This is a genomic window from Phycicoccus ginsengisoli (assembly GCF_054779295.1).
Genome location: NZ_BAAGYN010000009.1, coordinates 52,329 through 74,250 on the forward strand (window position 1 = coordinate 52,329; position 21,922 = coordinate 74,250).

The 21,922-nt window shown below is 73.5% G+C and carries 23 protein-coding genes, 1 tRNA gene and 1 other RNA gene; 7 read left to right on the top strand and 18 right to left on the bottom strand.

Features of this window, described 5'->3' with window-relative positions:
* Nucleotides 1-66 precede the first annotated feature (66 nt).
* On the top strand, nucleotides 67-1,074 hold the full coding sequence (fgd, locus tag ACYVDO_RS15050) for a glucose-6-phosphate dehydrogenase (coenzyme-F420) (protein ID WP_460937326.1): 1,008 nt from the start codon (nucleotides 67-69) through the stop codon (nucleotides 1,072-1,074).
* A gap of 43 nt (nucleotides 1,075-1,117) precedes the next feature.
* The gene (locus tag ACYVDO_RS15055) at nucleotides 1,118-1,753 is read left to right on the top strand and encodes a class I SAM-dependent methyltransferase (RefSeq protein ID WP_460937328.1); all 636 of its coding nucleotides are present in this window, start codon (nucleotides 1,118-1,120) and stop codon (nucleotides 1,751-1,753) included.
* Between the two features lie 35 nt (nucleotides 1,754-1,788).
* On the opposite strand, the gene ACYVDO_RS15060 is transcribed toward ACYVDO_RS15055, so the two are convergent.
* A complete protein-coding gene (locus tag ACYVDO_RS15060; protein WP_460937330.1) occupies nucleotides 1,789-1,971 on the bottom strand; it encodes a methionine aminopeptidase in 183 nt (60 codons plus the stop codon).
* 50 nt (nucleotides 1,972-2,021) lie between these two features.
* On the opposite strand from ACYVDO_RS15060, the gene map reads away from it, so the two are divergent.
* Together map and ppgK are read left to right on the top strand one after the other, a co-directional pair.
* Entirely contained in the window at nucleotides 2,022-2,885 is an 864-nt protein-coding gene (gene map / locus ACYVDO_RS15065; protein WP_460937332.1) for a type I methionyl aminopeptidase, read from the top strand.
* 88 nt (nucleotides 2,886-2,973) lie between these two features.
* Nucleotides 2,974-3,729, top strand: a complete 756-nt coding sequence (gene ppgK, locus ACYVDO_RS15070) for a polyphosphate--glucose phosphotransferase (RefSeq protein WP_460937335.1) — start codon at nucleotides 2,974-2,976, stop codon at nucleotides 3,727-3,729.
* A gap of 36 nt (nucleotides 3,730-3,765) precedes the next feature.
* On the opposite strand, the gene ACYVDO_RS15075 is transcribed toward ppgK, so the two are convergent.
* The 3 genes from ACYVDO_RS15075 to ACYVDO_RS15085 all read right to left on the bottom strand — a co-directional run bounded on the left by ACYVDO_RS15075 (nucleotide 3,766) and on the right by ACYVDO_RS15085 (nucleotide 6,813).
* Nucleotides 3,766-5,334, bottom strand: coding sequence for a hypothetical protein (locus ACYVDO_RS15075; RefSeq protein ID WP_460937337.1), 1,569 nt, complete (start codon nucleotides 5,332-5,334; stop codon nucleotides 3,766-3,768).
* Entirely contained in the window at nucleotides 5,310-6,080 is a 771-nt protein-coding gene (locus ACYVDO_RS15080) for an ABC transporter ATP-binding protein (RefSeq protein WP_460937339.1), read from the bottom strand. Before ACYVDO_RS15080 ends, ACYVDO_RS15075 begins: the two co-directional genes overlap by 25 nt.
* 73 nt (nucleotides 6,081-6,153) lie before the next feature.
* Entirely contained in the window at nucleotides 6,154-6,813 is a 660-nt protein-coding gene (locus ACYVDO_RS15085) for an MBL fold metallo-hydrolase (RefSeq protein WP_460937341.1), read from the bottom strand.
* A 368-nt stretch (nucleotides 6,814-7,181) separates the two neighbouring features.
* Here ACYVDO_RS15085 and ACYVDO_RS15090 point away from each other — a divergent pair, with 368 nt between their 5' ends.
* Nucleotides 7,182-7,592: a hypothetical protein gene (locus ACYVDO_RS15090; RefSeq protein WP_460937343.1), complete on the top strand. Its 411-nt coding sequence runs from the start codon at nucleotides 7,182-7,184 to the stop codon at nucleotides 7,590-7,592.
* Between the two features lie 55 nt (nucleotides 7,593-7,647).
* Here ACYVDO_RS15090 and ACYVDO_RS15095 read toward each other — a convergent pair whose 3' ends face one another.
* From ACYVDO_RS15095 to ACYVDO_RS15110, 4 genes are all read right to left on the bottom strand, one after another.
* A complete protein-coding gene (locus tag ACYVDO_RS15095) occupies nucleotides 7,648-8,331 on the bottom strand; it encodes a GOLPH3/VPS74 family protein (protein ID WP_460937345.1) in 684 nt (227 codons plus the stop codon).
* Between the two features lie 204 nt (nucleotides 8,332-8,535).
* Nucleotides 8,536-9,939, bottom strand: coding sequence for a serine hydrolase domain-containing protein (locus ACYVDO_RS15100; RefSeq protein WP_460937347.1), 1,404 nt, complete (start codon nucleotides 9,937-9,939; stop codon nucleotides 8,536-8,538).
* Nucleotides 9,940-10,059: 120 nt separating this feature from the next.
* Nucleotides 10,060-10,457, bottom strand: an RNA gene (gene rnpB / locus ACYVDO_RS15105) — RNase P RNA component class A.
* 175 nt (nucleotides 10,458-10,632) lie between these two features.
* A complete protein-coding gene (locus tag ACYVDO_RS15110) occupies nucleotides 10,633-12,093 on the bottom strand; it encodes an RNB domain-containing ribonuclease (protein WP_460937349.1) in 1,461 nt (486 codons plus the stop codon).
* Between the two features lie 122 nt (nucleotides 12,094-12,215).
* Here ACYVDO_RS15110 and ACYVDO_RS15115 point away from each other — a divergent pair, with 122 nt between their 5' ends.
* Both ACYVDO_RS15115 and ACYVDO_RS15120 read left to right on the top strand, forming a co-directional pair.
* Complete coding sequence (locus ACYVDO_RS15115) at nucleotides 12,216-12,962, top strand: YaaA family protein (RefSeq protein ID WP_460937351.1); 747 nt, start codon at nucleotides 12,216-12,218, stop codon at nucleotides 12,960-12,962.
* Nucleotides 12,959-14,053 carry an SLC13 family permease gene (locus ACYVDO_RS15120; protein WP_460937353.1) on the top strand — a complete coding sequence of 365 codons (1,095 nt, stop codon included), beginning with the start codon at nucleotides 12,959-12,961 and terminating at the stop codon, nucleotides 14,051-14,053. Before ACYVDO_RS15115 ends, ACYVDO_RS15120 begins: the two co-directional genes overlap by 4 nt.
* Before the next feature lie 40 nt (nucleotides 14,054-14,093).
* Here ACYVDO_RS15120 and ACYVDO_RS15125 read toward each other — a convergent pair whose 3' ends face one another.
* The 10 genes from ACYVDO_RS15125 to ACYVDO_RS15170 all read right to left on the bottom strand — a co-directional run bounded on the left by ACYVDO_RS15125 (nucleotide 14,094) and on the right by ACYVDO_RS15170 (nucleotide 21,885).
* A complete protein-coding gene (locus ACYVDO_RS15125) occupies nucleotides 14,094-15,293 on the bottom strand; it encodes an O-succinylhomoserine sulfhydrylase (RefSeq protein ID WP_460937355.1) in 1,200 nt (399 codons plus the stop codon).
* A complete protein-coding gene (locus tag ACYVDO_RS15130; RefSeq protein WP_460937357.1) occupies nucleotides 15,290-15,703 on the bottom strand; it encodes a rhodanese-like domain-containing protein in 414 nt (137 codons plus the stop codon). The genes ACYVDO_RS15125 and ACYVDO_RS15130 overlap by 4 nt, the downstream gene beginning before the upstream one ends.
* A 70-nt stretch (nucleotides 15,704-15,773) precedes the next feature.
* On the bottom strand, nucleotides 15,774-16,913 hold the full coding sequence (locus ACYVDO_RS15135) for a bifunctional RNase H/acid phosphatase (RefSeq protein WP_460937359.1): 1,140 nt from the start codon (nucleotides 16,911-16,913) through the stop codon (nucleotides 15,774-15,776).
* Nucleotides 16,914-16,917: 4 nt separating this feature from the next.
* A complete protein-coding gene (locus tag ACYVDO_RS15140) occupies nucleotides 16,918-17,721 on the bottom strand; it encodes a zinc ribbon domain-containing protein (RefSeq protein WP_460937361.1) in 804 nt (267 codons plus the stop codon).
* Nucleotides 17,655-18,527 (bottom strand): Nif3-like dinuclear metal center hexameric protein, encoded by an 873-nt coding sequence (locus ACYVDO_RS15145; protein ID WP_460937363.1) that lies wholly within the window; start codon nucleotides 18,525-18,527, stop codon nucleotides 17,655-17,657. Before ACYVDO_RS15145 ends, ACYVDO_RS15140 begins: the two co-directional genes overlap by 67 nt.
* 1 nt (nucleotide 18,528) lies before the next feature.
* Nucleotides 18,529-18,601 (bottom strand) — tRNA-Val (locus tag ACYVDO_RS15150).
* Nucleotides 18,602-18,685: 84 nt separating this feature from the next.
* Entirely contained in the window at nucleotides 18,686-19,159 is a 474-nt protein-coding gene (locus tag ACYVDO_RS15155; protein ID WP_460937365.1) for a peroxiredoxin, read from the bottom strand.
* A gap of 22 nt (nucleotides 19,160-19,181) precedes the next feature.
* A complete protein-coding gene (locus ACYVDO_RS15160) occupies nucleotides 19,182-19,607 on the bottom strand; it encodes a DUF3052 domain-containing protein (protein ID WP_460937367.1) in 426 nt (141 codons plus the stop codon).
* Between the two features lie 317 nt (nucleotides 19,608-19,924).
* Nucleotides 19,925-21,367, bottom strand: coding sequence for a PH domain-containing protein (locus ACYVDO_RS15165; RefSeq protein WP_460937369.1), 1,443 nt, complete (start codon nucleotides 21,365-21,367; stop codon nucleotides 19,925-19,927).
* Nucleotides 21,364-21,885 (bottom strand): PH domain-containing protein, encoded by a 522-nt coding sequence (locus ACYVDO_RS15170; RefSeq protein ID WP_460937371.1) that lies wholly within the window; start codon nucleotides 21,883-21,885, stop codon nucleotides 21,364-21,366. Before ACYVDO_RS15170 ends, ACYVDO_RS15165 begins: the two co-directional genes overlap by 4 nt.
* Nucleotides 21,886-21,922: the final 37 nt, after the last annotated feature.

A 21,922-nucleotide genomic window follows, 5' to 3' on the forward strand; every position in this document is an offset into this window, starting at 1 on the left:
GTCCCGAGCCTGCCACCCCGGGCGGCCGGCCGCGCCGGACGTCGGCCTGCGGCATACGGTGGCGCCATGACGCTGCGCATCGGGTACAAGGCCTCCGCAGAGCAGTTCGCCCCGCGCGAGCTGCTCGACTACGCCGTGCAGGCCGAGCAGGTGGGACTGGACAGCGTGTGGATCTCCGACCACTTCCAGCCGTGGCGCCACCACGGCGGCCACGCACCCTTCTCCCTGGCCTGGCTGGCGGCGCTGGGCGAGCGCACCGAGCGGGTGCAGTTCGGCACCTCGGTGATGACTCCGACGTTCCGCTACAACCCCGCCGTCGTCGCCCAGGCCTTCGGCACGCTCGGGTCGCTCTACCCCGGCCGCGTCGCGCTGGGCATCGGGACGGGCGAGGCGCTCAACGAGGTCGTCGTCGGCTCCGTGCAGGAGTGGCCGGAGTTCAAGGAGCGGTTCGCGCGCCTGCGCGAGTCCGTCCGCCTCATGCGCGCGCTGTGGACCGGCGAGCGGGTCAGCTTCGAGGGCGACTACTACACGCTCACCGGCGCCACCGTCTACGACCGCCCGGACGAGCCCGTGCCGGTCTACGTCGCCGCGGGCGGCCCCACCGTGGCCCGGTATGCCGGCCGGTCCGGGAACGGGTTCATCTGCACCTCGGGCAAGGGCGAGGAGCTCTACCGCGACCAGCTCGTGCCCGCCGTCGACGAGGGGCTGGAGAAGTCCGGCCGCACGCGCGAGGACATCGACCGCATGATCGAGGTCAAGCTGTCGTGGGACCCCGAGCGCGACCGGGCCGTCGCCAACTGCCGGTTCTGGGCCGCCCTGTCGCTCACCGCGGAGCAGAAGCACGGCACCAGCGACCCGCTCGAGGTGGAGCGGCTCGGCGCCGAGCTGTCCGACGAGCAGGTGGCCTCGCGCTGGATCGTGTCGGACGACCCGGAGGAGGTCGTCGAGGCAGTGCGGCCGTACGTCGACCTCGGCTTCGACCACCTCGTCTTCCACGCCCCCGGCGATGACCAGTCGCGGTTCCTCACGACCTTCGCCGACCGGGTCCTCCCCGGCCTGCGTGAGCTCGGTTGAGCACCGGGTTCCGTTCCGTCGCAACCGAATCTACGCTGGCCCCATGAGCGACGGACTGGAGTCGGAACCGCGCACCCGCTGGTCGGAGGTGTCCGGGGGCATCGGCGCCGCCACGGCATACCAACGGCGCTTCGACGACCTGGCCGCGAGCGGGGTGGACATCCATGGTGAGGCCGCCTTCGTCGAGGGGCTGGTGCCCCCGCCGGCGCGCGTCCTCGACGCGGGCTGCGGCACGGGACGGGTCGCCACCCAGCTGACGGCCCTGGGGTACCTGTGCGTCGGCGTCGACGCCGACCCGGACATGATCGCCGTGGCCGAGCAGCGCGACACCAAGACGCGGTGGGTCCGCCAGGACATCAGCCGCCTGGAGCTGCGCAGCCAGGCGTTCGACGTCGCAGTTCTCGCGGGCAACGTCGTGCCGCTGCTGGCCCCGGGGACCCTGCTGCAGGCCGTGCAGCGCGTCGTCGCGCACCTTCGGCCGGGAGCACGGGTCGTCGCCGGGTTCGGGCTCGACGCGGCCCACCTGCCCCCGGGGTGTCCCGTGACCCCGCTCGAGGAGTACGACCGGGCCTGTGCCGTCGCCGGGCTCTCGGTCGGCCCGCGGTACGCGACCTGGGACAAGCAGGTGTGGCGCCCGGACGCCGGCTACGTCGTGGCGGTCAACCACCTCGACGACTGAGGAGGCGTCGAGGTGGTGAGACCTCGGCGGCGAGGTCAGTCCTCGCCCTCCTCCCACTGCTTGTCGGCGGCGTCCCAGGCCTCGGTCCGCTCGCGAGCGGTCTGCAGCGCCCGGGCCGCGTCGTCCTGGTTGTCGTAGGGGCCCATGAGGTTCGCGCCCTGGCTCTTGTCGTCGTCGGTCTCGACCCGGCCGGTGTCGACGTTGTACCAGTAAGCCATGGGGTGACCTCCCACTCGACGGATGCGCTGACGTCCCTAGACTCCACCGTATGCCGTTGACGTACGCAAGCGTGGCGCCCGGCGTGGTGTCGCCCCGGCGCCCCGTCCCGGCAGCGATCGACCGCCCGGAGTACGTCGACCGGCCGCAGCCACGGCGTGACCTCGACGGCGACGTCAAGGACACCGAGACCATCGAGAGGATGCGGGTGGCCGGGCGGATCGCCGCCCGGGCCATGGCGGCAGCGGCCGAGGTGATCGCCCCCGGGGTCACCACCGACGAGATCGACCGGGTCGGCCACGAGTTCCTGATGGACCACGGGGCGTACCCGTCCACGCTGGGCTACCGCGGCTTCCCGAAGTCGCTGTGCACGAGCGTCAACGAGGTCATCTGCCACGGCATCCCCGACTCCCGGGTCCTCGAGGACGGTGACATCGTCAACATCGACATCACCGCCTACGTGGGCGGGGTCCACGGCGACACCGACGCCACCTACCTGTGCGGCAACGTCGACGAGGAGTCGCGGCTGCTCGTCGAGCGCACCCGCGAGGCCCTGGCCCGGGGCATCAGGGCCGCCCAGCCGGGCCGGTCCGTCAACGTCATCGGCCGCGTCATCGAGAGCTACGCCCGGCGCTTCGGCTACGGCGTCGTCCGCGACTTCACCGGCCACGGGATCGGCCGGTCCTTCCACAGCGGCCTGGTGATCCCCCACTACGACGCGGCACCGGCGTACGACACGCTCATCGAGCCGGGGATGACCTTCACCATCGAGCCGATGCTCAACCTCGGCGGCCCCGAGTGGGAGATGTGGGACGACGGGTGGACCGTCGTCACGCGGGACCGCAGCCGGTCTGCACAGTTCGAGCACACCATCCTCGTCACCGACACCGGCAACGAGATCCTCACCCTGCCGTGACTCGGCGACGACACCTGACCTGACCACTCCAGACCCGGCGACATCCTGACCCCGCCGTCACGCACGGCGACCGCAAGGAGGCGGACACATGGCCAAGCACGGACTTCCCCTCGGCATCGACGTGGGTGGCAGCGGCATCAAGGGCGCACCCGTCGACCTGCGCGATGGAGCCTTCGCCGCCAAGCGGATGCGGGTGGACACCCCCGTCCCCTCCACCCCGGACGCCATCGCCGACGTCATCGCCGGCATCGTCGACCACTTCGACGAGGTCCGGGGCGACTCCCCCATCGGGATCACCATGCCCAGCGTCGTCACCCACGGGATCGTGCGCAGCGCGGCGAACATCGACAAGTCGTGGATCGACTTCGAGGGCGAGAGGCTGTTCGAGGCCAAGCTCGGTCACGACGTCGTCCTCGTCAACGACGCCGACGCGGCGGGTGTCGCCGAGCTGCACTACGGCGCCGCCAAGGGCCAGAAGGGGCTGGTCGTCATGACCACCCTGGGCACCGGCATCGGGAGCGCGCTGATCTACGACGGCGTGCTCATCCCCAACTCCGAGCTGGGCCACCTCGAGATCGACGGCTACGACGCTGAGACGCGCGCCGCCTCCTCGGTCAAGGACAAGGAGGGCCTGAGCTACCCGGAGTGGACCAAGCGGCTGCAGCGGTACTACAGCCACCTCGAGGCCCTGCTGTGGCCGGACCTCATCGTCGTCGGCGGTGGGGTCTCCAAGGACCACGAGGAGTTCCTGCCGCTGCTCAAGCTCAAGACCCCGATCGTGCCCGCCAGGCTGGAGAACAAGGCCGGCATCATCGGGGCCGCGTGGCTGGCCGCGCACAAGTAGCCGCCTGGCTCGCCGCGCACGACTCGGAGGGGGGCCTCAGCGCATCGAGACGAGGTCCTGCAGCAGCAGGGCCTGTCGGCGGCTGAACAGCTCTGCCCCCAGCCGCGTCCCGACGACCAGCGCGACCACCCCCAGGGCCGGGCCGACGACCAGGACGGTCCAGGCCGCCCACTGCCAGCCGAACCAGGCCATCGTGCCGAGCACGAGGGCCGGCACCGACAGCGCGACGACCGCGCCGCCGCACACGGTCTGGACCCCCATGGTCACACCCACGGAGCCGGGGCGGCTGCTGAACGGGTTCTCCCCCGGTGCCGGCACGGCATACTGCTTGACGGCGCTGGTGACGCAGGCGACGGCGAACCCGTTGAGCACCACCCCGACCGCGACCCCGAGGGTCGCGGGCAGCAGGTGCCACGGGCCCCCGACGGCCGGCCCGAGCAGCGCGTAGAGCGGGATGCACGCGGCCGCCATGACGGCCGACGGGAAGAGCCGTCCGAGGCGGTCGGCGACGGGGTCCATGCCGGCGCTGACGTGCATCCAGAACGCCGTCGAGTCGTACCCCACGTCGTTGTGCTGGCCCCAGCCGATGAGGTAGGCGGACACCAGCGGCATCGCCACCAGGGCGAGCGTGGAGCCCTTGGCCAGGCCGGGGAAGAGCAGCGCCGCCGGCAGCAGGATGGTCATGAGCGCCGGGACGTTGAACCGCGGGTCGCGGACCCAGTAGGTGCCCGCGCGGGCCGCCACGGCACCTAGCGGGGTGGGGGGCAGGCGACCGAACAGGCCCAGGCCCCGGTGCGCGCCACCGTCCCCGCTGGTGCTCCGGGGGTTGCGCAGCACGGTGGTGAGCAGCCGCTGCCACACCGCCAGCAGGGCACCGGTCCACGCCGCGGCGAGGACGAGCAGGAGGAGGGCGGGCCACCAGCGGCCGGACGCGGCCTCGGCCGGCGCAGCCCAGGCCCAGGCGAGCGGCGTCCAGGTGAGGACGTCCGCGATGGCCCGGGTGGCCTCGCGCGAGATGCCGCCGTTGCCGAGCGTGGCTGCCAGCGGCCCCAGCAGGAGCAACAGCACCAGGCCGCCGATGCCGGCGACGTCGCGCCCCCGGCGGCTGGCCAGCACCGACGCCGCAGCAGCCGTGACGATGCGACTGAGCAGCACACAGGACACCACCGCCAGCGGCACCGCGACGAGTGCCACGAGCAAGGCCCCCGGGCCCATCGACGACGCCAGGACCGCGCCGAGCGCGAGCAGGATGGTGGCCAGCCCCGGCAGGCCGACGAAGCCGGTGACGACGAGGCCGACCGCCAGCGTGCGTTCCGGCACGGCGAACGTCGCGAAGCGGGCCGGGTCGAGGGTGGGGTCGGTCCCGAAGAGCACGACGGGCAGCAGCGCCCAGCCGGCGACGAGCGCCGACCCACCGATGACGAGCACGGTCCGGAGCAGCTCCGGGTCGTCGCTCAGCCGCACCCCGACCAGGCCGGCGAGGGCAGCCACCAGGAACCCGCCGCCGTACAGGACGCCGACGACGAGCCCGACGATCGCAGCCGCCCCGCGGCGCAGGCTGTTGCGCAGGAGCAGCAGCTTCAGTCGGACGAGGTGCGCAACCACGCGAGCCCCTCCACGTCCGCGGCGCCGCCGACGAGGTCCAGGAACCGGTCCTCGAGGCCCATTCCGTCGCGGACCTCGTCGAGCCTGCCGGCAGCGCGCACGACACCGCCCGCGATGATCGCAACGTCCGTGCAGATCCGCTCGACCAGGTCCATCACGTGGCTCGAGAGCACCACCGTGCCACCGCTGCCGGCGAAGTCCTCGAGGATGCCGCGGATCGTCCGGGCCGACACGGGGTCCACGGCCTCGAACGGCTCGTCGAGCACGAGCAGGCGCGGGGCGTGCACCAGGGCGCAGGCGAGGGTGACCTTCTTGGTCATGCCCGCGGAGTAGTCGATGACGAGCTTGTCGGCGGCCTCGGTCAGCCCCAGCGCCGAGAGGAGCTCGGCCGTCCGCTGGGCCACCAAGGCCTGGTCCAGTCCGCGCAGCAGCCCGGCATACGTCACGAGCTGCTGCCCGGTGAGGCGGTCGAACAGGCGCAGCCCGTCGGGGAGCACGCCGATCCGTGACTTGGCGGCGACGGGGTCGCCCCAGACGTCGACCCCGAGGACCTGGGCCGAACCGGCGTCCGGGCGCAGCAGCCCGGTGGCCATCGACAGGGTCGTCGTCTTGCCGGCACCGTTGGGGCCGACCAGTCCGTAGAACGCGCCGCGGGGCACGTCGAGGTCGAGCCGGTCGACGGCGAGGGTCTCGCCGAACCGCTTGGTCAGGCTGCGCAGCCGCAGCGCGGGCTCGGGGGTCGACATGGTCCGGACGCTACCTCGGGCCCGGGGCGTGCACCGCGCACTTCGGGGTGTTTCGTGGCCCCGGCCGCCGGGGTCAGCCGGTCGTGAACTCCTCGGTGCGGCCCCCGGCCAGGTCGTGGACCTGGGTGTCGGGGGAGCCGAGGTCGCGGGCCTGGCCCAGGTACAGGCCGCGCCCGGTCTCGCTGAGCAACGCGTCGTGGACGGGGATCGCGTGCGGGGCCGCCTGCCTGCGCAGGAACTGGGTCATCTCCCGGCTGCGCTGCCACGGGGCGTTGAGCGGGAACGCAAGCACGTCGACCGGGCCGGGTTCGGCGTCGAGCGCATCGCCCGGGTGGAAGAAGGTGGGCTCGCCCTCCGCGCGCAGCAGCATGCCGGTGTTGTGGATCCGCGGGAGGTCCTCGTGGATGAGGGCGTGCAGCTCCCCCACGCCGGTCATCGTCACCGGACCGACCTCGACGGTGTCATCAGCCACCACGGCTCGGGCGTCGATGCCCCTGTCCTGCAGAAGCTTCGCGGTGTCGGGGTCGGTCAGGAGCGCCACCCCGTGGTTGGCCTCGAGCAGGGCAGGCAGCCGCTCCTGGTCGAGGTGGTCGGGGTGCTGGTGGGTGACGAGCACCGCGGCCAGGTCGCGCTGGCCTGCCGCTCCCGGCGACCAGACGCCGGGGTCGACGAGGATCCGGGTGTCTGCGATCTCGACGAGGAGGCTGGCGTGGCCGAGGTGCGTGATGCGCATGCGACCACCGTATGCCGGGCGCCCCGGAGGGGCGCGCCGGCGACCGTCGGTGCTGCCTCGTCCGAACGGGCCACCCGCAGCGCACTCCTTCGGCCGGACCCCGGCGCGGGGCGGCCCGAGTCGTGGCTCGCGGCCGGTGTGAGGCCGTAGGTTGGTCTCGTGGTGGTGACCGGCCGTGTGCTGGAGCCAACCCGGGCAAACACGCGCGTCCGCGTGAAAAACGCCTCAGTGGAAGCAAGCCGGGTCTTTAACAAACCTTTACCTTCAATACCAAGCAATTGCCTGCACTTGCCAGTTCTTTGCGATTACCTGTGACCAGACACCGCGGAGGGCGCCCGGCCCCCGCAACGGCAGGGCAGGAGATCTCCATGCAGCAGGTCGGGAACGAGCTGGGGCGACTGATCGAGTCGCGGCTGGGCGAGCTCGGCTGGCCGCTCACGCGGCTCGTGGACACCGCGGGCATCGAGACCGAGGTCGTGGTCGAACTCGTCGGCCCGACCGAGCTGGCCGCGATGCCGGACGAGGACACCCTGCTCGCGCTGAGCGAGGCGCTCGGCCTCCCCTACCGAGAGCTCGTCATCACCGCGGCAGCCGCGTGTGGTCTCGCCCGCTCGATGGAGGGCGAGCGCGTGTACGTCCTGCGCTTCGCGACGAACGAGGAGCTGCTGGCCGAGCTGCGCAGGCGCCTCGTCCTCGGTCGCGGGGCGGCCGATCCCACCCGCCGTCGCCTGGCCCACTGGGCGCTGGCCCAGCAGGCGCTCGACGCCGAGGCCGTCTGAACCGACGCCCGGGCCCGGCTCCCGCTGGGCACCCGCGAGCTCGCGTGACGGCGGCTCAGCCGGCTCCGCTTCCGCCTGACACGGCCGCGACCACGCCGGCGAGGGCTGCGTCGATGTCCTGGATCGCCGTGCGCACGGCCTGCGACGCCCAGCCACCCGTGGCCACCCTGCCCGCACGCCCGCGCAGCTCCCGTCTCGTCAGACCGAGCAGCGCGGGCTCCACGACCTTGTGCTCGCATCGCAGGGCGTGGAGCAGCGAGACCAGCGCTCCGGCCCTGGGGTCCGTCGCCTCCTCGCGTGCCAGTGCGTCGGCGATGTCCCGGCGGAGATCCGCCTCGTGGGCGGTGTCGGCGGCCGGCCACCGGTGTGCGGGTATGACGCCCAGCACCCTTCCCTCCGTCGAGTGCACCACACCGCGCCGGGCGAGGCGCTCGTAGAGCGTGTCCCGGAGCCCGGAGCCCAGGGGCCGCAGCACGGCTGCCGGCCGTCTGCCTTCGCGGGTGACCAGCACGGCGAGGGCCCGGTCCAGCACGTCGTCGCCCGTCCCGGAGGGGTCGAGCACCGTGACGCGGCCGGCCCTGCCGCCGCCCTCCCCGGTGGTGACACCGACCCTCCCCGCCAGGGCGAGCTCGAGCAGGACTGCCCCGGCCAGTGCGGCGTCGGCGTGCTCGGGAGAGGTGACCAGCCGGCCCGACTGGTCCTCGGTCAACAGGAGCAGGAGATCTTCGGCGATCAGCATGGCGTCCCTCCTCGGACTGCGCACCTCTCGGCCACTGCCCTGGGGGTCGGTGGCGGGTGCGTGATCTGGCGGCAGGTCACTGCCTGCCCTTGACTGCGCTGCACAAGAGCTGTCCCATCGTCGACTCCCGGAGGGAGACCGGCCGGACCTCGTTCTGCAGGAACACCGCCACCGTGCGGCCCTCCGACGTGGCGTAGACGTCGCTCAGGTAGCCGCCGATGCTGCCTCCGTGCCCCCAGGCCGTGACCCCGCAGGGGTCTCGTAGCGGGTGAGGCCGAGACCGTACGCCGTCATGACGTCGCTCAGGGACGAGCCCGGCGTCGGGGTCGTCATCTCGCGCAGCATGGACGGCTGCAGCAGGCCACCGCCCAGGAGCGCCCGCAGGAAGGTGGTGAGGTCCGCCATGGTGGAGACGACGGTGCTGGCCCCCGACGGCCCGAAGGCGAGGTCGTCCGTCGCGTCGACCAGGCGCCCCTGCTCCCCGACGTAGGAGTGGACGGACGGGACCGGCATACGCGTCGTGGCCGCCAGGAAGGTGTGGCGCAGGCCGAGCGGGTCCAGGACCCGGGAGGCGAGCTCGGCGGCCAGGGAGTGGCCGGTCACCTTCTCCACGAGCATGGTCAGCACGTGGTAGTCCGTGTTGGAGTACGTGAAGCGACTCCCCGGCGCGAACGCGAGGGGACGCGTCGTCGCCACCGCGACCTGCACCGCGGGCGTCGTCACCACCGGCCGGCCGGCTCGGTAGCCCGCCAGGGCGCGCAGGGCCTGCGCCCGGAGCGCGGGATCCCGCACGCGAGGCGCGTCCCTCGCGGGGACGAGGTCGAGGCCCGGTCCGAAGTGGGAGGCGTCGACCAACCCGCTGGTGTGGCCCAGCAGCTCGCGCACGGTGATGGGCTGGGGGTACGGCAGCAGCCCCGGCAGGTAGGTCGACACCGGCTCGTCCAACCCGACCCTGCCCTCCTGGACGAGCTGGAGGACGACGACCGCCGTGAACGTCTTGGAGGTGCTCCCGACCCGGTACGGCAGGGCCGGTGACATGGCCAGGCCGGTGCTGCGGTCGGCCACGCCCAGGCCTGCCGCGAACGCACCGCTGGGGGTCGAGACCATCATCAGTACGCCGGGCGGCCCGCCCGTCGAGGTGAGGGCACGGCCGACCGTGGTCGCGAGCTGCCCTGCCGCGACCACGGGCTGGGGCGCAGCGGTCACTGATGGGGCTCGGCCGTCGACGAGGCTGGCGACCTGGCGCGAGGCGAGCAGCACCGAGCGGGCCGCCGCCTCCTGCGCCGGGCTCGCATCCGGGAGCAGGACGACGGTCAGCACCCGCCCGTTGTCGATCCGGACAGACTCGATCCCTTTGCGGTGGAAGGCGTCGACGCTCGGCAACCGACCGCTGGCAGGATCCCCCACGGCGTCGGCGCCCACGAGCTCGGCCTCGACGGCACGCAGGTCGTTCGGTCCGGCGGTCGAGACGGCCTGCGCCACGAGCGTGTGCCGGGCCGCGACGTCCTGCGAGCCGCTCCTCGACCACACGGCGAGGCCCACCGCCAGCACGAGTCCGAGGACGGCCAGCCCGACCAGCCACCGGGCGCGACGTCGCTGCTCCCCCATACCGGCACGATCCGACCGGCCTCCAGCCGCAGGGCAGAGCCGAAGGTCCCCGGCCCGAGCACCTGTCGCCGACCAGTGGCGGCCGCCGGCCCGGCTGCCCCGGGCTCGCCGAGGCTGGAGTGGATGAGTCGGTCGATACGCCGGGTTCTGTTCCGCGCCGCCGTTACCAGCGACGCGGCGACGGTCATCCATCTACGACAGCCGTTGCCGGCTGCCTCCAGCGTCCTACCCGTGTGCTCGGGCGGGCCGCCCTCGGACGCACACTGTCTGGACTTGCTCCGGGTGGGGTTTACCGAGCCGACCTGGTCACCCAGGCCGCTGGTGGTCTCTTACACCACCGTTTCACCCTTGCCGCGGCGCCTGCCCGGCCGGAGCCGGGTGGTTCACCGTGGCGGTCTGTTCTCTGTGGCACTGTCCCGCGGGTCACCCCGGGTGGCTGTTGGCCACCACCCTGCCCTGTGGAGCCCGGACGTTCCTCGGCGGTGGTTGCCCACCGACGCGACCGCCTGACCGACTCATCCGCCCCCAAGGATAGGGGACGGATGCCGGGCAGCCAGCCACCCGGCATACCGGCGCACCGCCCCCCTGCCCACGCTCCCGACCCTCCGATAAAACAACGGTTGTTCGGCAACCCGCGGGACGACAACCCGAGGTTTGTCGAACAACCGTTGTTTTGCCCATCAGCGCGCGCGGTCAGGCCGGGGCGACGACCTCGAAGCGGGTCACGCCGGTCGCGACGGTCGCCTCCACGAGCCGCACGGTGACCCAGGTGCCCAGCTCGGCGGACCCGGACGCGGTCCCCAGCACCGCCGGCTCGTCGATCTGGATCTGCACCCGGCCCTTGTCCCGCTCGTCGACGACCATGGCCCGGAACTCCTGCCCGACCCGGTCGGCCAGCGCCGCCGCCTCGACCGCGTCGGCACACGCACGCTCCACCCCCGCGGCCACCTTGTCGCTCGCGGCCATCACCGCGGGCAGGGTCGGCAGCGCCTGCCTCGCCCAGTCCGGCACCTCGCTCCCCTGCGACACCGCCTCACAGACGACGAGCCCGAACCGGTCCACCAGCCTGCGCAGCGGTGCCGTGACGTGGGCGTATGCCGCGGCGACCGCCGCGTGCTCGGTCTCGGTGGGCGCCTCGCCGTCGAACGGCGTGTAGCCCGCCCCGCGGAACAGCGCCGTCGCCTCGTGGATGAGGGCGAGGTGCCTGGGTTTGCTGCGGTCGAGGGTGCGCAGGAACTCCCCGTAGGCCGTCCCCTCCTGCCACTCCACTCCCAGCGCGCGAGCGGCGTGCCGGAAACGGCGCACCGCCCGCTCGTCCGGCGCGGGCATGGTGCGCAGGATCCCGACCTTCGCGCCCAGCATCAGCTCGGCCCCGGCCATGCCGGTCATGAGCGAGATCTGCGCGTTCCAGTCCTCGACCTCCAGCGGCGGCCGGAAGCCGAGCCGGAAGTGGCCCTGCTCGTCCTGGGTGACCTCCTGCTCGGGCATCGGCAGGCTCGCCCCGCCTCGCTTGCGCTCCAGCTCGACCCGCTTCAGGCCGACCTCCTTGAGCAGCTGGAGCCGCCCGTCGGCCGAGCCGTCGTCGAGCGCCGTCTGCACCCCCGCGTAGTCGAGCCGGTCGGTGCTGCGGACCAGCGCGCGGTGCACCTCCACCGCGGTGCACACCCCCACCGCGTCGAGCCGCAGGTCCCACACGAACGCCGGACGCACCTGGTCCGGCAGCAGGCTCGCCGCGGCCTCGCCGAGCACCGGCGGGTGCAGGGGCGTCCGCTCGTCCGGGGCGTAGACGGTCTGCCCGCGCCGACGGGTCTCGGCGTCCACCGCGCCACCCGCGGCGACGAACGCCGGGACGTCGGCGATGGCGTACCGGACGCGGTAGCCGTCGCCGTCGCGCTCGAGGTGCACGGCCTGGTCGAGGTCCATGGACCCCGGGGGGTCGATGGTCAGGTAGGGCACGTCGGTCTCGTCCCGGTCGGGCAGCGTCGGCGACGCCGCCGCGCGCTCGGCCTCGGCGAGCACGTCGGCGGGGAAGGCCTCGGGCACCCCCAGCTCGGCCCGGATCGCCGCGAACCGCCGCTCCAGCGCAGCGGTCGCCGGGACCTGGGTCTCCGTGGGGTGCTCGGGGGTCTGGACCGTGATCCTGCGCAGGGGCATGGGCCCAAGGTAGCCATCGGACCGCGGTCGCACCGGTCGGGCGGAATCGCCACCCTGCGGGGGCGCCGTCCACCCGCGGACCGGTCGAGCGGCACCACGGGCACCCACCTAGGCTGTCGCGCGTGCTGATCCTGCTCCCACCGTCGGAGTCCAAGACCGGCCGCACCCGCGGCCACCCGGTGGACCACGAGCGGCTCTCCTTCCCCGAGCTCACCGACACCCGGAAGGTCGTGGCAGCCGCCCTCGCAGCGGTGAGTGCCCGGCCGGCCGCGGCGGAGGCGCTCGGCGTCAGCCCCAACCTCACCGAGGACATCGCCCGCAACCTCGTCCTGCACACCGCACCGGCGCTGCCTGCCTCCCGGGTGTACAGCGGAGTCCTCTACGACGCCCTCTCCTACGCCACCCTCGACACCGCCGCCCGCAGGCGCGCGAACCGCTGGCTCGTGGTCGTCTCCGCCCTCTACGGCGCGGTTCGCCCCACCGATTCCGTGGCGCCCTACCGGCTCTCGATGGCCGTCAACCTCCCCGGCGTGGGCCCGCTCGCCTCGGCGTGGAAGCCCGTCCTCGAGGAGCCGCTGACCACTGCCGCCGGGCGCGGGCTCGTCGTCGACTGCCGCTCCAGCACGTATGCCGCGGCGTGGACGCCGGCGGGCCCCCTCGCCGAGCGGTGGGTCCAGGTCAAGGTGCCGGGTGCGACCCACATGGCCAAGCACACCCGGGGCCTCGTGGCCCGAGCCCTCTGCGAGGAGGGGGTCGACGCCCGGCGGGTGACCGCGCTGCCCGAGGTCCTGGGCGGCCGTTTCGAGGTGGGGCTCCACGAGCCGGCCGGTCGGGGACGCCCCTGGGTCCTCGAGGCGACGGCTCGGTGAGCAGCGACCTCGCCGACCTCGCTGCCCGGATCGGACCGGTCCTCGTCTTCTTCGTGGCGATCACGGTCGTCGCCGAGATCGCAGACACGGCAGGGGTCTTCGACGTCGCCGGTCACTGGACCGCTCGCGCGGGCCGACACCGGACCCTGGTGCTGTGGCTCCTGTTCGTCGCGCTCGCGGTGGTCTGCACCATCGTGCTCTCGCTCGACACCACAGCCGTCCTGCTGACCCCCGTGGGACTGGCGATCGCGGCGCAGCTGGGGGTCTCACCCGTGCCGTTCGCGCTGACCACGTTGTGGCTGGCCAACACCGCGTCGATGCTGCTGCCGGTGTCCAACCTGACGAACCTCCTTGCGCTGCACCGGTTCGTCCAGCTCGGCGAGAGCCACGCCGGGTACGTGCGGCTCGCCGCCGGGCCTGCGGCGGGAGCGGTGCTGGGCACCGTGCTCGTGCTCTACCTTCTGCACCGCCGCGACCTCGCCGGCCGGTACGAGGTCGAGGCGCCGGCCGAGCCGCACGACGCCGTGCTGCTCCGGGTCGCCGGCGCCGTGTGCCTCGCCATCGGCCCGCTCTTCGCCGTCGGGCTCTCCCCCGCCCTGGTGTCCAGTGCCGCCGCGGTCGTGCTGCTCGTGGCCCTGGCTGTCCGCTCCCCCGCGACCCTGCGCCGGCTCACCGTCCCCTGGCAGATGGCGGTCGGGGTGGCGGTGCTCTTCGTGGTCGTGGACGTCGCCCTGGCCCACGGGCTGCGCTCGGTGCTCCAGGACGTCGCGGGCAGCGGCACCGGCAGCGGTGCCCTGGTCCGCGTGGGCGCCGTCGGGGCCGTGGGCGCCAACGTCGTGAACAACCTGCCCGCCTATGCCGCCCTGGAGGCGGTCACCGCGGACCACGCCACCCGGCTCATGGCGCTGCTCGTCGGCGTCAACGTCGGTCCCCTGGTGACGCCGTGGGCCTCACTGGCGACCCTGCTGTGGGCGCAGCGGTGCCGCGCCCGGGGCGTCCGGATCCACCCGGGCAGGCTCGCCGTCCAGGGCCTGGCGTGCGCCGTCCTGTCGGGCGGCCTCGCCCTCGGGGCCCTCGTCCTCGTCCACTGACGGGGACGAGGGCCCCGAGGGCGAGGCCGCCCGGAGGCCGTCAGCCGAGGTCGTCCAGCGCGGCGGTGAGGTCCTCGACCAGGTCCTGCGGGTCCTCGAGGCCGACGGAGATGCGCACGGTGCCGTCGCCGATGCCCACGGCCGCGCGAGCCTCGGGGGTGAGGCGCCGGTGCGTGGTGGTGGCGGGGTGCGTGACCATCGACTTCGCGTCCCCCAGGTTGTTGCTGATGTCGACGATGCGCAGGGCGTTCATGAGGGCGAACGCCTCCTCCTTGCCGCCGTGGAGCTGGAACGTCACGACCGTCCCGCCACCGAGCATCTGCCGACGGGCCAGCTCGTGCTGCGGGTGCGACTCCAGCCAGGGGTACAGCACGCCGGCCACCTTCGAATGCTGTTCCAGGGCGCGGGCGACGGCGAGGGCGTTGTCGGCCTGCTTGCGCACCCGCAGGTTCAGCGTCTCCAGCCCCTTGAGCAGCACCCAGGCGTTGAAGGGCGACATCGCCGGGCCGGTGTGCCGCATGAGGTTCTTGACCGGGCCCCCGATGAACTCGGCGCTGCCGAGCACCGCGCCACCGAGCGTGCGTCCCTGCCCGTCGATGTGCTTGGTGGCGGAGTACACGACGACGTCGGCTCCGTGCTCGAACGGCTTGGAGAAGACGGGCGTCCCGAAGACGTTGTCCACGACCACCTGCGCCCCCACCGCATGGGCGAGGTCGCAGACCGCGCGCACGTCGACGAGCTCCTGCATCGGGTTGCTGGGCGTCTCGAAGAACACCGCCTGCGTCGGCACCGACAGCGCCTCGCGCCACTGCTCGACGTCGGGCCCGTCCACGAAGACCGTCTCGACGCCCCAGCGCGGCAGGATCTCGTCGAGGATGACGAAGCAGGAGCCGAACAGGCCGCGCGAGGCCACGACCCGGTCGCCGTTCCCCAGCAGGGCCGCCAGCGCCACGAAGACCGCCGACATGCCGGACGCCGTCGCGAAGCATGCCGGTGCACCCTCGAGCTGCGCGAGCCGCTGCTCGAACATCGCGACGGTCGGGTTGCCGTACCGGCTGTAGATGAAGTGCTCGACCTCGTCCTTGAACGCGGCCTCGGCCTGCTCGGCGCTCTGGTAGACGAAGCCGGAGGTGAGGAACAGCGCCTCCGAGGTCTCGTCGAAGCCGCTGCGGGCCAGGCCGCCGCGCACCGCGATGGTGTCCGGCCGGAAGGCGCTCGCGTCCATCGGCCGGCTGCTCATGCCTGCCGCCAGGGCAGCTCGGAGTTCTTCCAGCCGGACACCGCGCGGTGTCCGTGCTCGTCCGGCGGCCCCTCGAACCCCTCGAGGATGTTGTACGCCGGCCCGAGACCCGCCGCCGTCGCCGCCCGGGCGGCCGCGACGGAGCGGACGCCCGACCGGCAGAGGAAGTACAGGGCCGCGCCGTCCGGGAGCCCGGCGTCCTGCAGCTGGGCGACGAAGTCGCCGTTGACCGCCCCGTCGGGGAACCGCTGCCACTCGACGCAGACCACCTGCTTGCCCAGGGGGCTCAGGTCGGGCAGCCCGACGTAGCTCCACTCGGCCGCGGTGCGGACGTCGACGAGGACGGCGTCCTCGTCCGCCGCCAGCGCGGCATACGCGTCCCGGGGGGTGACGTCTGCGGTGTAGCTCATGGTCCCCAGCGTAGGGCGACCAGCCACATGTCGAGACGGCGCGGCCACGTGCTGGACAGCCCCGAGGGCCTCAGGTGCGGTTGGTGAAGGCCACCGAGACCGTGCCGTCGGGCCAGACCTCCAAGGCGGTCAGGGAGCCCGGTGCAGCCGCGAGCCGCCACACCTTCTCGTGCGGGATCCCGAGCACCTCGGCGAGCACGACCATGATCGGCTTGCGGTGGCAGACGACGACCGTCGTCCCCCCGGCGGCGACCACCCGCTCGAAGGCCGGCAGCACCCGGGCGACGAGCTGCTCGTGGGACTCCCCTCCCGGGCGTGCGTATGCCGGGTCGGCCCGGAGGGCGGCGAGGTCCTCGGTCGCGTCGCGGGCCAGGTCGTGCACGCTCGCACCGTCCCAGTCGCCGAAGTCCTGCTCGTCCCAGTCGGCGTCGACCTCGGGCACCACGCCGAGGGCTTCCCCCACCGCGGCGCCCGTCTCCACGGCGCGGGCCAGCGAGGAGGTCAGCACCCGGGCCGGGGTCCCGGCGAGCAGGTGGGCGACGGCACGCCCGGCGCGCGCTGCCTGCGTGCGGCCGGTCGGGTTGAGCGACGGGTCGCTGCCGCCTCGGCCGTCGAGGCGTGCCTGCGCCGTGAACTCCGTGACGCCGTGGCGGACCAGCACGATCCGCGTGACGTCACCGCTGTGCGGCGGAGCCGTCGCCGGTTCGGGGTCCACGACCTCCTCGACGACCTCCGCGACGACCTCGTGCGAGTCCGGGGCGTCACCGGCCTCGAGCAAGCGGTCGATGGTGCGGCCGTCCATGCCGTCGTTCGACAGGGCGTCGGCCGCCTTGTTCTTCTCCCGGGGGAGCCAGGTGAAGGACACCGATCCCCCACCGCGGCTCAGCTCGGCGCACAGGTCACGCGCCTGCAGCGCCAGCCTCCGCATGTCCTCGTGCTTGATCTTCCAGCGGCCCGCCATCTGCTCGATGACGAGCTTGGAGTCCATCCGGACCTCGACGTCAGCGCCGGGATCGATCCGCAGCACCGCCCCGAGCCCGGCGATCAGGCCGGAGTACTCGGCGACGTTGTTGGAGGCCTTGCCGAGCGGCGCCGCTCCCTCCCAGAGGACGCGGCCGGTCGAGGAGTCACGGACGAGGGCACCCCACCCGGCGACCCCGGGGTTGCCCCGGGAGCCGCCGTCGGCCTCGACGACGAGCGCGCGACCCACGGCGTCAGATGCCGGACTCGGCGGTGCGCACGAGGATGCGCCGGCATTCCTCGCACCGCAGGACCTCGTCCGCCGGAGCCGCCTTGATGCGGTTCATGTCGACGTTGTTGAGCTCGAGCTGGCAGCCGCCGCAGCGGCGCTGGCGCAGCGGCGCAGCGGCGAGGCCGCCGCTCTGCACCCGGATCTTGTCGTAGAGCGCCACCAGGTCGGCACCCACGCCGGCGACGACATCCGCACGGGGCGCGGCCACCTCTCGCTCCTGCCGGTCGAGGTCGGCGAGCGCCTCGTCGCGGTCGGCCACGGCCTGCTCCACCTCGCCGGCGAGGAGCCGCTGCTGCTCCTCCAGCTGGGTCACGGCCGACTGGGCCTCCTCGGCGCGCTCCATGACCTCGAGCTCGACGTCCTCGAGCTCGGACTGGCGCCGTGCCAGCGACTGCAGCTCGTGCTGGATCGCGGTGAGGTCCTTCGCCGAGCCGGTGCCGGAGTCCAGTCGCGACTGGTCCCGGGCCGCCCGGTCCCGGACGAGCTGGACGTCGGCCTCCGCCTTGGCCACCTCGCGCTGGATGTCGCCGAGCTCGGTGCGCGCGCGGACGAGCAGGGACTCCAGCCCAGCCGCCTTCTCCTCCAGCTCACGGACCCGCGCCAGCTGCGCAAGCGTCTTGCGGGCGTGGGCGATCTGGTCGATTCGGGTGTCGATCGCCTGCAGGTCGAGCAGTCGCCACTGGCGGGACGGGTCGGCGTTCAGGAGGTGCCTCCGGGGTCGGGTGGTGCGCCGGGCGCGGGGGTGGCGCCGACGGTGAAGTCCCACGGGTCGGTGCGCAGGGTGGAGATGTGGGTGTCCACTGTAGATGGCGCCCACCCGGCGTCGGCAAGGGCCGCCACGAGGCGCTCGGCGGCGCCGGCGAGCCACAGGGACTCGGTCGCCCAGTGACCCGCGTCGAGGAGGTACGGCGTCCCGCCGCGGGCCTCCTCCCTGGCCTCCAGGGCGGGGTGGTGGCGCAGGTCGGCGGTGACGTACACGTCGGCCCCCGAGGCGCGCACGGCGTCGAACAGGTCGTCCCCGGCGCCCCCCATGACGGCGACCCGGTGGACGGTGGCGTCCGGCGGTCCGGCCACCCGCAGGCCGCCGGCGGCCCGGGGCAGGGCGGCGTGCAGGCGCTCCGCGAACCGGGCCAGCGACGTCGGCTCGGCGAGGACCCCCACGCGGCCGAGGCCCTGGCCCTCGACGACGGTCAGCGGCTCGACCTCGGTCAGGCCGCAGGCACGTGCCAGTGCGTCGTTGACCCCGGGTTCGGCCACGTCGGCGTTGGTGTGGGCGACGTAGAGGGCGATGTCGTGCACCACCAGGGCGGTGACACTCGCGCCCTTCGCGCTCGTGGTGGCCACGCTGTGCACGCCCCGGAGCAGCAGCGGGTGGTGGGTCACCAGCAGGTCGGCGCCGAGGGCGCGCGCCTCCTCGATCACGGCCATCGTCGGGTCGACGGCGAAGTGGACCCGGCCGACGGGCTGGGCCGGGTCACCGGCGACGAGGCCGACCCGGTCCCAGGACTGCGCGGTCCGTGGCGGGTAGAGGCCGTCGAGGGCACCGACGACGTCGGCGAGGGTGAGCTGCACGTGGGCCCGGCCGGGGTCGAACCGACGACATCCACGGTGTAAACGTGGCGCTCTGCCAGCTGAGCTACAGGCCCCTGACCCGCCGGGGCGGGTCAGCCGTGAGGCTAGCAGCGCGTATGGCCGTCCTCGGCCTGCGCCTGCAGGGCGGCGCGGGCGCCCTACGGCTGGCGCAGGTCGGCCAGCGCCGCGTGGTAGCCCGAGAAGTCCCGCGCCTCGCCGATCCCGTTGACGAGCGACCAGCGAATGACGCCCTCGCGGTCGACGAGGAAGGTGCCGCGCACCGCTGCGCCCGCCTGCTCGTTGAGGACCCCGAAGGACTCGGCGACGGCCCCGTGCGGCCAGTAGTCCGACAGCAGGGGGAAGAAGTACCCCTCCTTGTCGGCCCAGGCGCGCTGGCTGAACATGTGGTCGCACGAGACGGCCAGCACCTGCACGTCGTCGCCGACGAAGGCCCCGAGGTTGTCACGGATCTCGCAGAGCTCGCCGGTGCAGATGCCGGAGAACGCGAACGGGTAGAAGACCACGACGACGTTCTTGTGGCCCCGGAACTCCGAGAGGGTGACGTCCTGGCCGTTCTGGTCCTTGAGGGTGAAGTCGGGGGCGGTCGCGCCGACGGCGAGGGGTGCGGTCATGGCAGGAATTCTGCCAGCGGAGTCAGCGACGCACCGACTTGGGGGCGACGAGCCGGGTGGCGGTCCAGTCGTCGCAGGCGTTGACGGCACCGGACGTGTGCAGCCCGGCCGTGGTGGCGGCCTCCTCGAGGTCGCTGGCGTCCACGTGACCGGGACGACCGGCCTTCGGGGTGAGCACGATGATGGAGCCGCCCTCGGCGAGGTTGGTCAGCCCGTCCACGACGGCGTCGACGAGGTCGCCGTCGTCCTGGCGCCACCAGATGAGCACGGCATCCGCCACGTCGCCGTAGTCCTCGTCCTCGAGCTCGGTGCCCGTGAGGTCCTCGATCGCGAACCGGAGGTCGTCGTCGACGTCGGCGTCGTAGCCGAACTCCTGGACGACCTGTCCAGCGGTGATGCCCAGACGGCTCACCGACGGCTGCTGCGCCGGACGCGCTGGCGTGCTCACACCCTTCTCCATCCCCTCTGCGGACCGGTTGCGGGACAGTCCACCGCGCCGGGACCCGTTGCGCAACCGACCTCGGGGTAATTGGTCCGTGCGACCTGGAGGTTCTCGCCCGTCGGACACCTCCCGGCGCACCGGGAGCGGACGCACCGGTCGTCCCGGGCTCGGACCGGGACGACGTCGCGGGCCTGGTCGTCGGCCTCGTGGCCTACGTCGCCATCGAGCGGCTGCGGGCCGCCCAGCGGACCTGCTGACGTCAGCGTGCAGAGCCCCCGGTGCCGAGCGGCGCCGGGGGCTCTGCACGTCCCGCCGCAGGAACCTCACCGGGTGGCAGCGAGCCTGCGGGCAGCGCTGGACCGCGCGACCTGCTCGTCGAGCAGGCGGTGCGCGTCCTCGACGTCCAGGTGCTCGACGACCGGGCTCACCGGCCCCGGGGTCGAGACCAGGGCGACGGTCGCGACGCCCTGGTGGCGTTGCAGCGGACCCTGGGTCGCCCGCAGGGACTGGATCCGCGCGTGCGGCACGACCTGGGCCGACCGGTAGAGCAGGCCCCTGCGGATCACCACGCAGTCCGGCAGGGCGGCATACCCCCGCCGGCGCCAGCCGAGCGGGTCGAGGCGCGCCGCACGCCGGCTGGCGGTGACGAAGCCGTCCGTGGGTCCGCTGCCCTCCATCGCCGCGAGCGTCACCCCGGCCGGTATGCCGGGTCGCAGCAGCTCGAGGACGCGGAGGGCCTCCGAGCGGCTCCCGACGGGCAGGACGACGGTCTCGGTGTCCTCGTCCCGGCTCCCACCGACCCCGGCGACGTTGACCCGGATCCGCCACCACCCCGTCAGCCGCCACGGCAGCGCCTGTCGCAGCTCGATCGCCTGCACGCGGTGCAGCGGCACCGTCGTCGTCCGCAGGTCGGTGAGGCCGTGTCGGATGCGCAGGCGGTCGCCCTGGTGGTGCAGCTCGAAGTTCGCCTCGTGGGTGAGCCGCTTGAGCAGGGAGCCGCCCACGCCCAGCGCCATGGGTCCGAGCCACGCCACCATGCCGCCGGCACCGAGGGCCAGCGACACGAGCAGGGCGGGGACCGCGAGCAGGAACGTCAGCGCGGGACCGCTGTAGAGGATCGACTGCACGATCCGCAGGGTCGGCACGGCCAGCACGCGGGTCGCGTCGGTGACCGGCGCCGCCGGCACCACCAGCGCCATCTCGCCGGTACGAGGCGACTCCGCCGCAACGGCACCCGGGGGCAAGCCCTCCCGGGGCGGCGGGCCGACCTCGTCGTCATGGCGAGCCAGCTCCATCAGCTGCTCGCGCACCGCCTGGGCGGCCGGGTCCCCGAGGAAGGCCAGCCTGAGGTTGGCGTCGCGCCCGCCGGCGGACTGCACGACCACCTCCGACAGCCCGAGCAGCCGGGCCAGCAGCGGTCGTCCCACGTCGACCGCCTGGATACGGTCGAACCTGACCTGGCGGTGCTGGCGGAAGAGCACGCCCGTCCGCAGCTCGATCAGCGTGGCACCGACGCGGTAGCGCGAGAACCGCCACGAGACCCACGCCCCAACCACGATGAGCACGAGCACGACCAGCACGGCCACGGCGGCCCAGCCCAGGTGACCGCCGGTGGGGTCCTCCGGGTCGGCGCCGAAGAGCGTGTCGAGCTGTTGGGACAGGATGTACGCGAGCACGGCCACCGACGCGATGCCTCCCCGCAGCAGCGGTGAGAGCGGGTGCAGGTGCTGCCAGCCCTCGTCGTCCACGGCGGCGGCCTGCGTCACAGGCCCGCCCGCTGCGACTCACCCCGGGCCGCCAGCCGCTCGCGCAGGCCCTCGGCCAGCGGGAGGGGCAGGCCCGGGATCGACCCGCCGCTCGCCGGGGAGGCGGTGTGCAGCTCGATCGTCGCGAGGCCCAGGCGGCGCAGGAGCGGCCCGGACTGCAGGTCGACGAACTGCAGCCGGCCGTACGGAACGCTGACCAGGCTGCGGAAGAGGCGTCCCTTGCGGATCACCAGCTCCTCCGGTCCCTCGGCCCAGCTGATGGCGGGGACCTGCCTGCGGACGACCCACAGTCCCGCGGCCAGGAGGACGGCCACGACGGCCACAGCGGCCCACGCCCACGGGGTGATCAGGACGGCGAGGACGACCGCGCCCAGCAGCGGCGCCGCCGCGCAGGCGAGCAGCACCACCGAGCGAGCCGTCACGAGGCGTGCCGAGACCGGCTGCCACGGCACGCCGCCGTCGTCGTGGAGCCGGACGGCGAGGGGCGTCGGGCGCGGGGCGGCTGGCTCGTCGCTCACGCCCCCAACCTATCCGCCCGGAGGGCCGAGCCCAGCC